The organism is Burkholderia sp. AU15512 (assembly GCF_002223325.1).
Classification (GTDB): Bacteria; Pseudomonadota; Gammaproteobacteria; order Burkholderiales; family Burkholderiaceae; genus Burkholderia.
Genome location: NZ_NKEX01000004.1, coordinates 952,428 through 965,294 on the forward strand (window position 1 = coordinate 952,428; position 12,867 = coordinate 965,294).

The 12,867-nt window shown below is 67.6% G+C and carries 12 protein-coding genes and 1 tRNA gene; 5 read left to right on the forward strand and 8 right to left on the reverse strand.

The window, feature by feature from the left end; translation table 11 throughout:
• Nucleotides 1–2 precede the first annotated feature (2 nt).
• On the reverse strand, nt 3–1,493 hold the full coding sequence (gene gatA, locus CFB43_RS17120) for an Asp-tRNA(Asn)/Glu-tRNA(Gln) amidotransferase subunit GatA (protein ID WP_089495844.1): 1,491 nt from the start codon (nt 1,491–1,493) through the stop codon (nt 3–5).
• A gap of 69 nt (nt 1,494–1,562) precedes the next feature.
• Nucleotides 1,563–1,862 (reverse strand): Asp-tRNA(Asn)/Glu-tRNA(Gln) amidotransferase subunit GatC, encoded by a 300-nt coding sequence (gene gatC / locus CFB43_RS17125; protein ID WP_089426585.1) that lies wholly within the window; start codon nt 1,860–1,862, stop codon nt 1,563–1,565.
• 367 nt (nt 1,863–2,229) lie between these two features.
• On the opposite strand from gatC, the gene CFB43_RS17130 reads away from it, so the two are divergent.
• The 5 genes from CFB43_RS17130 to rodA all read left to right on the forward strand — a co-directional run bounded on the left by CFB43_RS17130 (nt 2,230) and on the right by rodA (nt 8,529).
• A complete protein-coding gene (locus CFB43_RS17130) occupies nt 2,230–3,273 on the forward strand; it encodes a rod shape-determining protein (RefSeq protein WP_004189550.1) in 1,044 nt (347 codons plus the stop codon).
• Between the two features lie 125 nt (nt 3,274–3,398).
• Nucleotides 3,399–4,460, forward strand: a complete 1,062-nt coding sequence (gene mreC, locus CFB43_RS17135; protein WP_089495845.1) for a rod shape-determining protein MreC — start codon at nt 3,399–3,401, stop codon at nt 4,458–4,460.
• A complete protein-coding gene (mreD, locus tag CFB43_RS17140; protein WP_060255153.1) occupies nt 4,457–4,969 on the forward strand; it encodes a rod shape-determining protein MreD in 513 nt (170 codons plus the stop codon). Before mreC ends, mreD begins: the two co-directional genes overlap by 4 nt.
• Nucleotides 4,970–5,083: 114 nt before the next feature.
• A complete protein-coding gene (gene mrdA, locus CFB43_RS17145) occupies nt 5,084–7,369 on the forward strand; it encodes a penicillin-binding protein 2 (RefSeq protein WP_089495846.1) in 2,286 nt (761 codons plus the stop codon).
• Between the two features lie 11 nt (nt 7,370–7,380).
• A complete protein-coding gene (gene rodA / locus CFB43_RS17150) occupies nt 7,381–8,529 on the forward strand; it encodes a rod shape-determining protein RodA (RefSeq protein ID WP_089426588.1) in 1,149 nt (382 codons plus the stop codon).
• Nucleotides 8,530–8,628: 99 nt separating this feature from the next.
• Here rodA and CFB43_RS17155 read toward each other — a convergent pair whose 3' ends face one another.
• From CFB43_RS17155 to CFB43_RS17180, 6 genes are all read right to left on the reverse strand, one after another.
• A complete protein-coding gene (locus tag CFB43_RS17155; protein WP_089495847.1) occupies nt 8,629–9,405 on the reverse strand; it encodes a tetratricopeptide repeat protein in 777 nt (258 codons plus the stop codon).
• Nucleotides 9,402–10,187, reverse strand: a complete 786-nt coding sequence (locus CFB43_RS17160) for an HpcH/HpaI aldolase family protein (RefSeq protein WP_089457119.1) — start codon at nt 10,185–10,187, stop codon at nt 9,402–9,404. The genes CFB43_RS17155 and CFB43_RS17160 overlap by 4 nt, the downstream gene beginning before the upstream one ends.
• A gap of 308 nt (nt 10,188–10,495) precedes the next feature.
• Nucleotides 10,496–10,948 (reverse strand): 6-carboxytetrahydropterin synthase QueD, encoded by a 453-nt coding sequence (gene queD, locus CFB43_RS17165; protein WP_011353563.1) that lies wholly within the window; start codon nt 10,946–10,948, stop codon nt 10,496–10,498.
• An 18-nt stretch (nt 10,949–10,966) separates the two neighbouring features.
• Complete coding sequence (gene queE / locus CFB43_RS17170; protein WP_011353564.1) at nt 10,967–11,599, reverse strand: 7-carboxy-7-deazaguanine synthase; 633 nt, start codon at nt 11,597–11,599, stop codon at nt 10,967–10,969.
• 75 nt (nt 11,600–11,674) lie between these two features.
• Nucleotides 11,675–12,409, reverse strand: coding sequence for a 7-cyano-7-deazaguanine synthase QueC (gene queC, locus CFB43_RS17175; protein ID WP_089495848.1), 735 nt, complete (start codon nt 12,407–12,409; stop codon nt 11,675–11,677).
• 358 nt (nt 12,410–12,767) lie between these two features.
• Nucleotides 12,768–12,843 (reverse strand) — tRNA-Phe (locus CFB43_RS17180).
• Nucleotides 12,844–12,867: the final 24 nt, after the last annotated feature.

The window sequence follows — 12,867 nt, forward strand, 5'->3', positions numbered from 1 at the left end:
GCTTACACCCCTGCCGGAACTTGCTTGTGCCAGTCGGTCGCGCGCTGGAACGCGTCGGCGACCTGCAGCATCCGGGCTTCGTTGAAATAGTTGCCGATGATCTGCAGGCCGACCGGGCGCTTCGCATTCGCGCCCGCGCCGAAGCCGCACGGCACGCTCATGCCGGGCAGGCCGGCGAGGCTCACCGACAGCGTGTAGATATCCGCGAGATACATCTGCACCGGATCGTCGCCCTTCGAGCCGAGATCCCATGCGACCGTCGGCGACGCCGGGCCCATGATCACGTCGCAGGACTTGAACGCTTCCTGGAAATCGTTCGCGATGATGCGGCGAATCTTCTGCGCCTGCAGGTAGTACGCGTCGTAGTAGCCGTGCGACAGCACGTACGTGCCGACCAGGATCCGGCGCTTCACTTCAGGCCCGAAGCCTTCCGCGCGCGACTTCTTGTACATGTCGAGCAGGTCGCCGTACTGCGCGGCGCGGTGGCCGAAGCGCACGCCGTCGAAACGCGACAGGTTCGACGACGCTTCCGCCGGCGCGATCACGTAGTACACGGGGATCGACAGTTCCGTCTTCGGCAGCGACACGGGCACGAGCGTCGCGCCGAGCGCTTCATATTGCTTCAGTGCTGCGTCGATCGCCGCGCGCACGTCGTCGGCGAGGCCGTCGCCGAAATACTCGTTCGGCAGGCCGATGCGCAGGCCCGCGAGCGGCTTGCCCGCGTCGTTGCCGGCGGCCCACGGCTGGCCGAGGTGGCGCGTGAAATCCTCGTCGTCGCGCTCGAGGCTCGTCGAGTCGCGCTCGTCGAAGCCGGCCATTCCGTTCAGCAGCAGCGCGCAGTCGGACGCGCTCTGCGCCATCGGGCCGCCCTGGTCGAGCGACGACGCGAACGCGATCATCCCGTAGCGCGACACGCGGCCGTAGGTCGGCTTGATGCCCGTCACGCCCGCGAACGACGCGGGCTGGCGGATCGAGCCGCCGGTGTCGGTGCCGGTCGCGGCCGGCGCGAGGCGCGCGGCCACCGCGGCCGAGCTGCCGCCCGAGCTGCCGCCCGGCACCGCGTTCGTGTCCCACGGGTTCTTCACCGCGCCGAACGCCGAATTCTCGTTGGACGAGCCCATCGCGAACTCGTCCATGTTGGTCTTGCCGAGCGTGACCATGCCGGCCGCCTGCAGGCGGGCGACGACGGTCGCGTCGAAGGGGCTCTCGTAATTCGCGAGCATCTTCGAGCCGGCGGTCGAGCGCCAGCCGCGCGTGACGAAGACATCCTTGTGCGCGATCGGCAGGCCGGTGAGCGCGCCGCCCGCGCCGCGCGCGAGCTCGGCATCGGCGGCTTTCGCCTGCGCGAGGGTGAGATCGGCGTCGACGTGGACGAACGCGTTCAGGTCGCGCGCGGCTTCGATCCGTTTCAGGTAGAGCTGCGCGAGCTCGACGGCCGAGCATTCCTTGGCGGCAAGCGCGGCGCGCAGTTCGGTCAGGCTTTTTGCGTGCATTGAGTGGTTTTCCTGGGAATTCTGGGTGGCGCGCGGCGCAGCAGCGGCGGCGCGCTTGTCATCGAATGCTTACTCGATCACCTTCGGCACGAGATAGAGGCCGTCCTGGACGGCCGGCGCCGGACGCTGGTTGTCGTCGCGATTGACGACTTCCGTCACGGCGTCGTCGCGCAGGCGCTGCGCGACTGCCTGGATCTGTTCGATCGGGTGGGCGAGCGGCGCGATGCCGGCGGTGTCGACCGCCTGCATCTGCTCGACGAGGCCGAAGAGTTCATTGAGCTGGCCGAGCATGTGCTCGGCGTCGGCGTCGGCCATTTCGAGTCGCGCCAGGTGCGCGATGCGTTTCACATCGGTCAGGGTCAGGGCCATGCGATCACCGGAAAAACAAGGCTGCGCAGCGCATCGAAAGCAGCGCTGCGGCGGGGGGTTGGAGGGTGCGATCCCACCCTCAAAAATCGGGGCCGAAGCGGCAAAAATACCGCCCGTTTCGATTCAAATACCGTGAAATTATAAGGTATCATTACGCGTTCGACCCAAACCCGGCAGCCTTTTCCCGCACCGTTTCGCCCCGCTTCGGCAGGCCGTGCGTGCATCGTGCGATCCCCGGTAGACATCACTCGCAGCTTCGTGCGCCGCGGCGGCCGCTTCCGCCACGCTTCCCGAGGCTGTTATTTTTTCCGCTGCCGCCCTCAGCGCTCGCTATGCAGGGCCGGCCCAGAGCGAAACAGGATTCTGAATGTTCGGTTTTTTGCGCAGCTACTTCTCCAACGATCTCGCGATCGACCTCGGCACCGCAAACACCCTGATCTACATGCGCGGCAAGGGCATCGTGCTCGATGAGCCCTCCGTCGTGTCGATCCGCCAGGAAGGCGGCCCCAACGGCAAGAAGACCATCCAGGCAGTCGGCAAGGAAGCCAAGCAGATGCTCGGCAAGGTGCCGGGCAACATCGAGGCGATCCGCCCGATGAAGGACGGCGTGATCGCCGACTTCACCGTCACCGAGCAGATGATCAAGCAGTTCATCAAGACGGCCCACGAGTCGCGCATGTTCTCGCCGTCGCCGCGCATCATCATCTGCGTGCCGTGCGGCTCGACCCAGGTCGAGCGCCGCGCGATCAAGGAAGCCGCGCACGGCGCCGGCGCCTCGCAGGTCTACCTGATCGAAGAGCCGATGGCCGCTGCGATCGGCGCGGGCCTGCCGGTGTCGGAAGCCACCGGCTCGATGGTCGTCGACATCGGCGGCGGCACGACGGAAGTCGGCGTGATCTCGCTCGGCGGCATCGTGTACAAGGGTTCGGTGCGCGTCGGCGGCGACAAGTTCGACGAGGCGATCGTCAACTACATCCGCCGCAACTACGGGATGCTGATCGGCGAACAGACCGCCGAGGCGATCAAGAAGGAAATCGGCTCCGCGTTCCCGGGCTCCGAAGTCAAGGAAATGGAAGTGAAGGGCCGCAACCTGTCGGAAGGCATTCCGCGCAGCTTCACGATCTCCAGCAACGAAATCCTCGAAGCGCTGACCGATCCGCTGAACCAGATCGTATCGTCGGTGAAGATCGCGCTCGAACAGACGCCGCCGGAACTCGGCGCCGACATCGCCGAACGCGGGATGATGCTGACGGGCGGCGGCGCACTGCTGCGCGACCTCGATCGCCTGCTCGCGGAAGAAACCGGCCTGCCGGTGCTCGTCGCGGAAGATCCGCTCACCTGCGTCGTACGCGGTTCGGGCATGGCGCTCGAGCGCATGGACAAGCTGGGCAGCATCTTCTCGTACGAGTGATCGTCCAGGCAGTTCCCTGACATGACGCAACCGCGGCGTGGCCGGCTCGCTCGTTTAGAACGAACCGCCGCGCCGTTTGCGCGTCTGAGCATCATTTAACCGATCATTCGCGCCCGGCGCCGACCATGGAATACAGTCCGCCGCCCCTCTTCAAGCAAGGTCCGCCCGCGCTCGCGCGGCTCATCTTCTTCGTTGCCCTCGCCATCGCGCTCCTCGTCTCGGACGCGCGCTTCAGCACGCTCGAAATCGTCCGCGGCGTGCTCGGCACCGTGCTCTATCCGCTGCAGCGCGCCGCGCTCGTCCCGCGCGACCTGTTCATGGGCGCGGCCGACATCGCCGTCACCGGCGCATCGCTGCGCCACGAGAACGACGACCTCCGCAAGCGCAACCTGCAGCTGTCCACGCAAGCCAACCAGGCCGCCGTGCTCACGCAGGAGAACGCGCACCTGCGCGCGGTGCTCGAACTGCGCCAGCACATCGCGACGCAATCGACGCCGGCCGAGATCCAGTACGACACGAGCGATCCGTTCACGCAGAAGATCGTGATCGGCCAGGGTTCGCAGCAGGGCATCCAGAACGGCGCGCCCGTCGTGAGCGAAAACGGCGTGGTCGGCCAGGTCACGCGCGTGTTCCCGCTGCAGTCCGAAGTCACGCTGGTCACCGACCGCGATCTCGCGATTCCCGTGCAGGTGCTGCGCACCGGCCTGCGCAGCGTGATCTACGGCACGCCGAAGGGCGATTCGCTCGATTTGCGCTTCGTGCCGACCAGCGCGGATCTCGTCGTCGGCGACGAGCTCGTCACGAGCGGCCTCGACGGCGTCTATCCGCCCGGCCTGCCGGTCGCGAAGGTCGTGCGCGTCGACAAGCTCGCCGATACGGCGTTCGCGCGCGTGACCTGCGCGCCGATCGCCGCCGTGCGCGGCGCGCGCCAAATGCTCGTGCTGCATTACCAGAACGACATCCCGCCGCGCCCGGCCGAGCCCGATCCGGCCGCCGACAAGAACACGAAGGGCAAGAAAGGCGCGAAAGCCGCCGCGAAGGGCGAGAAGAGCGAAAAGGCCGACAAGGCTGACGCGAACGCGAAGCCGGCCGCCGCGGCCCAGCCCGGCGCGAAGCCTGCGGCGCCGGCCAAGCCCGCCGCCACGCCCGCGAAGCCCGGCGCCGGGCAATCAGGAGCCCAGCGATGAATCGCCCGCAATACATCCTGCAGCCGGTCAATCCGTACTTCATCGTCTTCAGCCTCGCCGCCGCGTTCCTGCTGAACCTGATGCCGTGGGGCCGCCTGCCCGGCGTGCCCGACTTCGTCGCGCTCGTGCTGCTGTTCTGGAACATCCACCAGCCGCGCAAGGTCGGGATGGGCGTCGCGTTCGCGCTCGGCATCCTGATGGACGTGCATGACGCGGGGCTGCTCGGCGAGCATGCGCTCGCCTATACGCTGCTGTCGTACGGCGCGATCACGATCCACCGCCGCGTGCTGTGGATGCCGATCGGCGTGCAGGTGCTGTACGTCACGCCGCTCTTGGTCGTCGCGCAGCTCGTGCCGTTCCTGATCCGCCTCGTGATGGGCGCCGCGTTCCCGGGCTGGCGCTACCTGGTCGACGGCTTCGTCGAAGCCGCGCTGTGGCCGATCGCGAGCCACCTGCTGCTGATGCCGCAACGCCGCCCGGTCGATCCGGACGATACGCGCCCCATCTGAGCCAGGGGCCTGCCTTGAATACCCGCCGCCTCCACGCCCGCCGCGCGCCGCGTTCCGGGGCGGCACCTCGCCCGCGCCCGCTCGGCGTGCGCGTGCCAGATAGACCCTAGCCGCATGACCGAATTCAACGACACCCAACAGCAGCTCTCGAAGTTCCGCCTGCGCGTCGCGGCGGCGGGCGTGTTCGTGTTCGTCTGCTTCGGGCTGCTCGCGAGCCGCTTCTTCTACCTGCAGTTGATGCAGCACGGCAAATACGCGCTGCAGGCCGAGGAAAACCGCATCTCCGTCGCGCCGATCGTGCCGAACCGCGGGATCATCACCGACCGCAACGGCGTGATCCTCGCGAAGAACTATTCGGCGTACACGCTCGAGATCACGCCGTCGAAGCTCGACGACACGCTCGACAACACGATCGACAAGCTGTCCGAGATCATCCCGATCGACGCGCGCGACCGCCGCCGCTTCAAGAAGCTGCAGGAAGACTCGAAGAACTTCGAGAGCCTGCCGATCCGCACCCGCCTCACCGACGCCGAAGTCGCGCGCTTCACCGCGCAGCGCTTCCGCTTCCCCGGCGTCGACGTGCGCGCACGGCTGTTCCGGCAATATCCGCTCGGCACGACGGCCGCGCACGTGATCGGCTACATCGGCCGGATCTCGAAGCGCGACCAGGATCGCATCGACGCGATGAGCGACGACAACGACAGCGATCAGGAAAACTACGATCCGCGCCGCGACGCGAACAACTACAAGGGCACCGACTACATCGGCAAGATCGGCGTCGAGCAGAGCTACGAGACCGAGCTGCACGGGCTGACGGGCTTCGAGGAAGTCGAGGTGACGGCCGGCGGCCGGCCGGTGCGCACGCTGTCGCGCACGCAGGCGACGCCCGGCAACAACCTCGTGCTGTCGCTCGACATCGGGCTGCAGCAGGTGGCCGAGCAGGCGTTCGCCGGCAAGCGCGGCGCGCTGGTCGCGATCGAGCCGAAGACGGGCGACGTGCTCGCGTTCGTGTCGTCGCCGAGCTTCGACCCGAACTCGTTCGTCGACGGCATCGACCAGCAGACCTGGGACGAACTGAACAACTCGACCGACAAGCCGCTCCTGAATCGCCCGCTGCACGGCACCTACCCGCCCGGCTCGACGTACAAGCCGTTCATGGCGCTCGCCGGCCTGACGCTCGGCAAGCGCACGCCGGGCTGGGGCTTCCAGGATCCCGGCTACTTCACGTTCGGCGGCCACACGTTCCGCAACGACGTGCGTTCGGGCCAGGGCTGGGTCGACATGAACAAGGCGATCATGGTGTCGAACGACACCTACTTCTACATGCTCGCGCGCGATCTCGGCGTGAACTCGATCGCGAACTTCATGAAGCCGTTCGGCTTCGGCCAGATCACCGGGATCGACATCCAGGGCGAGGCGCGCGGGATCCTGCCGTCGACCGACTGGAAGAAGAAGGCGTTCAAGAAGGCCGCGCAGCAGAAGTGGTTCGACGGCGAGACGATCAGCCTCGGGATCGGCCAGGGCTACAACTCGTTCACGATCCTGCAGCTCGCGCACGCGACCGCGACGCTCGCGAACAACGGCGTCGTGATGAAGCCTCACCTCGTGAAGGAAGTCGAGGATCCGATCACGCGCGGGCGCCGCCTGACCGTGCCGAAGGAAAGCGAAACGATCCCGCTCAAGCAGGCCGACATCGACGTCGTGAAGCGCGGGATGGAGAACGTGATCGAGAACCCGTCCGGCACCGCGTACAAGGTGTTCCGCGGCGCGCCGTACCTCGCCGCCGGCAAGACCGGTACCGCGCAGGTGTTCTCGCTGCAAGGCTCCAACTACAAGGGCCACCTGCTCGCCGAGCACCTGCGCGACCACGCGCTGTTCATCGCGTACGCGCCGGTCGACCATCCGCAGATCGCCGTCGCGCTGGTTGTCGAGAACGGCGGCTGGGGTGCGCAGGCCGCCGGCCCGATCGCGCGCCGCGTGCTCGACTTCTTCCTCGTCGACCGCCAGAACCCGCAGAACGAGGCCGCGGCCGTGGCTGCCGCGGCGTCGGCGACCGAACCCATCAATGCGCCGGTGATCGGCGACGCGAACAAGCCGGCTGCCGTCGCGGCCGGCTTCACCGCGCTGCCGCAGCCGGTCGTGCCGAGCGCGGCCAGCGCGGCGGAAGCGGCATCGGCCGCGGCCGCCTCCGAAGCAGCGGCTGCCGCCAGCGCCAGCGCTGCCCCGCCGGCCAACGCCAGTGCCGCTGCGCCGCGGGCCGCAAGCCTGCCGCCGATCCGGCGCCCGCACCGGCCACGCCGGCCCGCCAGCGATGCGCAGCCGCTCGTCGCCACGCCGCGCGACGACAATCACCGTGCAACGGCCCCCGCGAAGGCGGCGGACGCCGGCACCGCTCATTAACGGAGAAAGGCATGCAATTCGACAAGCGCGCCTGGCTCGACAAGATCAAGCAGATGTTCGCGGGCTTCGACCGCCCGCTCGCCCTCATCGTGTTCCTGCTGCTGTGCGTCGGCATCGTCACGCTGTACAGCGCGGCGATCGACATGCCGGGCCGCGTCGAGGACCAGTTGCGCAACATCCTGCTGACGTTCGTGCTGATGTGGGTGATCGCCAACATCCCGCCCACGACGCTGATGCGCTTCGCGGTCCCGCTCTACACGTTCGGGGTCGCGCTATTGATTGCGGTCGCGCTGTTCGGGATGACCAAGAAGGGCGCGAAGCGCTGGCTGAATGTCGGCGTCGTGATCCAGCCGTCGGAAATCCTCAAGATCGCGACACCGCTGATGCTCGCGTGGTACTACCAGCGCCGTGAGGGCGGGCTGCGCTGGTACGACTTCATCGTCGCGTTCGGGATCCTGCTGGTACCGGTCGGGCTGATCGCGAAGCAGCCCGACCTCGGCACGGGCCTGCTCGTGTTCGCGGCCGGTTTCTTCGTGATCTATCTCGCCGGCCTGTCGTTCAAGCTGATCGTGCCGGTGCTCGTCGCGGGCGTGATCGCGGTCGGCTCGATCGCCGTGTTCGAAGAGCGCATCTGCCAGCCCGAAGTGCAGTGGCCGCTGATGCACGATTACCAGAAGCACCGCGTGTGTACGCTGCTCGACCCGACTTCCGATCCGCTTGGCAAGGGCTTCCACACGATCCAGGCCGTGATCGCGATCGGCTCGGGCGGCGTGCTCGGCAAGGGCTACCTGAAAGGCACGCAGGCGCACCTCGAATTCATTCCGGAGAAGCACACCGACTTCATCTTCGCGGTGTTCTCCGAGGAATGGGGGCTCGTCGGCGGGCTCGTGCTGCTGACGCTGTACATGGCGCTGATCGCGCGCGGCCTCTATATCGCCGCGCAGGGCGCGACGCTGTTCGGCCGCCTGCTCGCGGGCTCGCTCACGCTCGCGTTCTTCGTCTATGCGTTCGTCAACATCGGGATGGTGAGCGGCGTGCTGCCGGTCGTCGGCGTGCCGCTGCCATTCATGAGTTATGGCGGCACCGCGCTCACGACGCTCGGCATCGCGATCGGGATGATCATGAGCGTCGGGCGGCAGCGGCGGTTGATGAAGAGCTGACCGCGCGGCACGCACCGCATCAGGAAAAACGGCGCCTCGGCGCCGTTTTTTTCCACTGTGCATGGCGAACACGGCGGCCCTTCGCAGCGCCGCTCCCGCTCACGGCGGCGGCGCGTGCGCCCCGCCCGGCTCCGCGCCGGCGCCCGATGCCGGCCCCTGCGCCTTCAGCCGCGCACTCAGCTCCTTGAATTTCAGCCCGGCCGTCTCGTCGCCCTGCGCGGCCGCCGCCGCGTAATACGCCCGCGCGATGTTGAGGTTCTGCGCGACACCGTCGCCGCCGCGCTCGTAGAACGATGCGGTCACGTACTGCGCGGTCGGCTCGCCCGCGTCGGCGGCCTGCTTGTACCACGTGAACGCCTGCCGGTTGTCGCGCGGCGTTCCGCGCCCGTCGAGGAACTGGTTCGCGAGCGACAGCTCGGCCTGCACGTGCCCCTGCTTCGCCGCTCGCAGGAACCAGCGGTGCGCTTCGGCCGGATCGCGTGCGACGAACTCGCCGTCGTCGAACATCCGGCCGTATACGTACTGCGCATGCGACATGTTCGCGTCGGCCGCGCGCTTCAGCCAGCGCAGCCCTTCGTCGACGTTCGCGGTCACGCCTTCGCCCGTCAGCAGCATCATCGCGTAGTTGAATTGCGCGAGACGGTCGCCGCGCTCGGCCGCGTCGTGGAACTGCACCAGCGCCGCACGAAAGTCGCCGGCGTTATAGTCGGCGACCGCCGACTGCGTCTCGTGCGACGGATCGGGCTTCGCTTGCGGCGCGCCCTGCGCGGCGGCCGCGATCCACACGATCCACAGGCCGAACACCGCGCCGACCTGCCGGCGCCTCCCTAACCCACCCTGCGCGCGCCCACGGCACGCGCCATCGCCACCGCTCATGACCGCACCTCCTGCAGCGCCTGCCGCGTGGCGCGCAACAACCAGCTGACGTCGGCCGACACCGTGATCATCCGGTAGCCGGCCTCGCGATACTGGCGCGCGGCAGCCGTATCGCCCGCGAAGATCCCCACCGCGACGCCCGCCTGCCGGCCGGCCGCGAGCACGCGCGCCATCGCGGTTTCGACGTCCGGGTGACGGATGTCGCCAAGGTGCCCGAGGCTCGCCGCAAGATCGGCCGGGCCGACGAACAGGCAATCGATGCCGGGCAGCGCCGCAATCCGCTCGACTTCGTCGACGCCGCGCGCCGATTCGATCTGCACGATCACCGCGACCTGCGCATTCGCCGTCTGCACGTAGTCGCGACGCATGCCGAACGCCGCCGCGCGCACCATGCCGGCGACGCCGCGCAGCCCGTCCGGCGAATCGGGCGACGGATAGCGCGTGAGCCGCACCGCGTGCGCGGCGTCGTCGAGCGTCTCGATGCAGGGAAACATCAGCGTGCGTGCGCCCGCATCGAGCGCGCGCTTCACGAGCCACGGCTCACGCGCCGGCACGCGCACGACGGGCTCGCTCGGCAGATGGGCGGCGGCGATCGCACGCAGCTGCGATGCAACATCGCGGCTGTCGTTCGGCGCGTGCTCCATGTCGATGCAGAGCCAGTCGTAGCCGGCATGCGCGAGCGCTTCCGCGGCCGAGTCGCTGCCGAGCGACAGCCACAGGCCGTACAGCGGCTCGTCGCCGTCGCGCAGGCGTTGTTTGAGGGAATTGGTGAGCGTGCTCATCGATACGGCCTCCTGGACGGAACGGCAATCGAACGGGACAAGCAACGGGCAAAGCGGAGCGCGACACACCGGGCAGCGAAGCACGGCAGCGCCAGGACCGGGCCCTGGAACGTTGGTCGGCCATGGGCGGCCGATCTGACAGCGCCGGCTGAACGACCGCGCACGGCAGCGTTTTTCGGCGCCACGCAACGATCATAGCGCGGCGTTACGCGAAATGTGGGAACGGACGGGGAGCGAGGCGGGACGGGGCTGCGGGGTGCGGCGTCAGGCAGCCCGCGCCGGCTGGCGGGGCGGCCGGGAAGGCGGGATCAGCGGCCGGGCTGGCGCTCGACGTCGGCCCAGCAGTTCGGCGTTTCGTACAGGCGCACGCGCTCGAGCCGCAGGTTCACGCCGTAGTGCGCGTCGTACACGTTCGCGAGGATGTCGAACGCGATCGCCGCGAGGTTCTCGACGGTCGGAATCCGGTCGATCACGACCGTCTTGTGGTCGGCCATCTGCTCGAGGAACGAGCGCACGACGTCGTCGCGCGCATAGACCAGGAACGCGTGGTCCCACTTGCCGACCAGGTGCTCCATCGCGAGCGCCTTCACGTCGGCGAAATCCATCACCATGCCGCGGTCGGGCGCCCCCTCGGTATCGACGAGATCGCCGCGCAGCGTGACTTCGAGCACATAGCGATGGCCATGCAGGTTCCGGCACTGGCTGCGGTGGTCGGGAATGCGGTGGCCCGCGTCGAATTCGAGTTTTCGGGTAATCAGCACGATGTCAAAAGCCGGGGCTCAGGGAATGTTCAGATATTTATGGGTCTGCATGGACAGCCGCCACTGCGGATGACGCTTGCACCAGTCGATCGCGAGCTTCGTATTGAGGTCGCGCGACGGGCCGTCCATCGGCTGGACGAGGTAATACTCGAAGTCGAGCTTCGCGTAGTCGGCCAGCCGCTGGTTGTCCTGCGGGATCACGACCTTCAGCTCGTTGCCCTTCGTGACGACGAGCGGCGCGTCGGCCTTCGGGCTCACGCAGATCCAGTCGATCGATTCGAGCACCGGCAGCGAGCCGTTGGTCTCGATCGCGATCTCGAAGCCGGCCGCGTGCAGCGCGTCGACGAGCGGCTGGTCGAGCTGCAGCATCGGCTCGCCGCCCGTGCAGACGACGAAGCGGTGCGCCTCGCCCTCCGGCCACAAGCCGGCGATCGTCGCAACGAGCGCTTCGGCATCCTTGAACTTGCCGCCGTTCTCGCCGTCGGTGCCGACGAAGTCGGTATCGCAGAAGCGGCACACGGCCTCCGCACGATCCTCTTCGCGGCCCGACCACAGGTTGCAGCCGGCGAACCGGCAAAACACGGCCGGCCGGCCCGCGTTCGCGCCCTCGCCCTGCAACGTGTAGAAAATTTCCTTGACCGCGTAAGTCATCGTCCTTCGTCCGGCTCGCGCCGCTCGTTGTCGATCAGAATCCGTTAATCACCAGGCGCTGCCGTGGCCGCTGCATCACAGCGGCGCTTCGGTCACCCGCTCGCCCTTCAGGTAGGCCTCGTAGCCGCGCTTGCGCAGCTTGCAGGCCGGGCATTCGCCACAGCCGAAGCCCCAGTCGTGCAGTTCCGCGCGCTCGCCCACGTAGCACGTGTGCGTCTCGACGCGGATCAGTTCGACGAGCGCTTCGCCGCCGAGCTGTTCGGCGAGCTGCCAGGTTTGCGCCTTGTCGAGCCACATCAGCGGCGTCTCGAGCACGACGCGCGTATCCATCCCGAGGTTCAGCGCGACCTGCAGCGCCTTCATCGTGTCGTCGCGGCAGTCGGGATAGCCCGAGAAATCCGTCTCGCACATCCCGCCGACCAGCACACGCAGCCCGCGGCGATAGGCGATCGCCGCGGCGATCGTCATGAACATCAGGTTGCGGCCCGGCACGAACGTGTTCGGCAGGCCGTTCGCCGCCGTCTCGATCTCGATCGTGCGCGTCATCGCGGTATCGCTGATCGCACCGAGCACCGACAGGTCGATCATGTGATCGTCGCCAAGCCGGCCCGACCAGGCGGGAAAGTCACGCTTCAGCGCTTCGCGCACGCCTTCGCGACATTCGAGCTCGACGCGGTGGCGCTGGCCGTAATCGAAGCCGAGCGTCTCGACCGTCTGATAGCGTTCGAGGGCCCATGCCACGCACGTGGCCGAGTCCTGCCCGCCGGAAAACAACACGAGCGCGCCGTCTTTAGCGTCTGTCCGAATCACCGTGATACTCCGTGAATGTGTAGGCTCGCGTCGCGCTGCGCCCCGGGGCCGGCTGCCGCCGGGCGGCCCGACGCGTGCCGGCCTGGGCCGGCTCGACCAGTATAGGCAGCGCAATTGGCCGCGAACGCGGCGGAGCGCTTATACCGCCCATCGCGCGGCATCGTTGCCGCGCGCCACGGCGGCGCCACGCTGGCAGCCTGCCGTGCGCATGAAGCGATGCGCTAAGTTATTGAGCGGACAAGGATTTTATCATGCCCTCATGAACACTGCCGGGCACATCATCCCACGCCACTGGTCACGCAAACCCCACCACAAACGAAAAACCCCAAGAATCTTCCGATTCTTGGGGTTTTAATTCTGGTGGCCTGGGTCGGAATCGAACCAACGACACGCGGATTTTCAATCCGCTGCTCTACCAACTGAGCTACCGGGCCAACGAAGAAGAGAAAGTATATCCA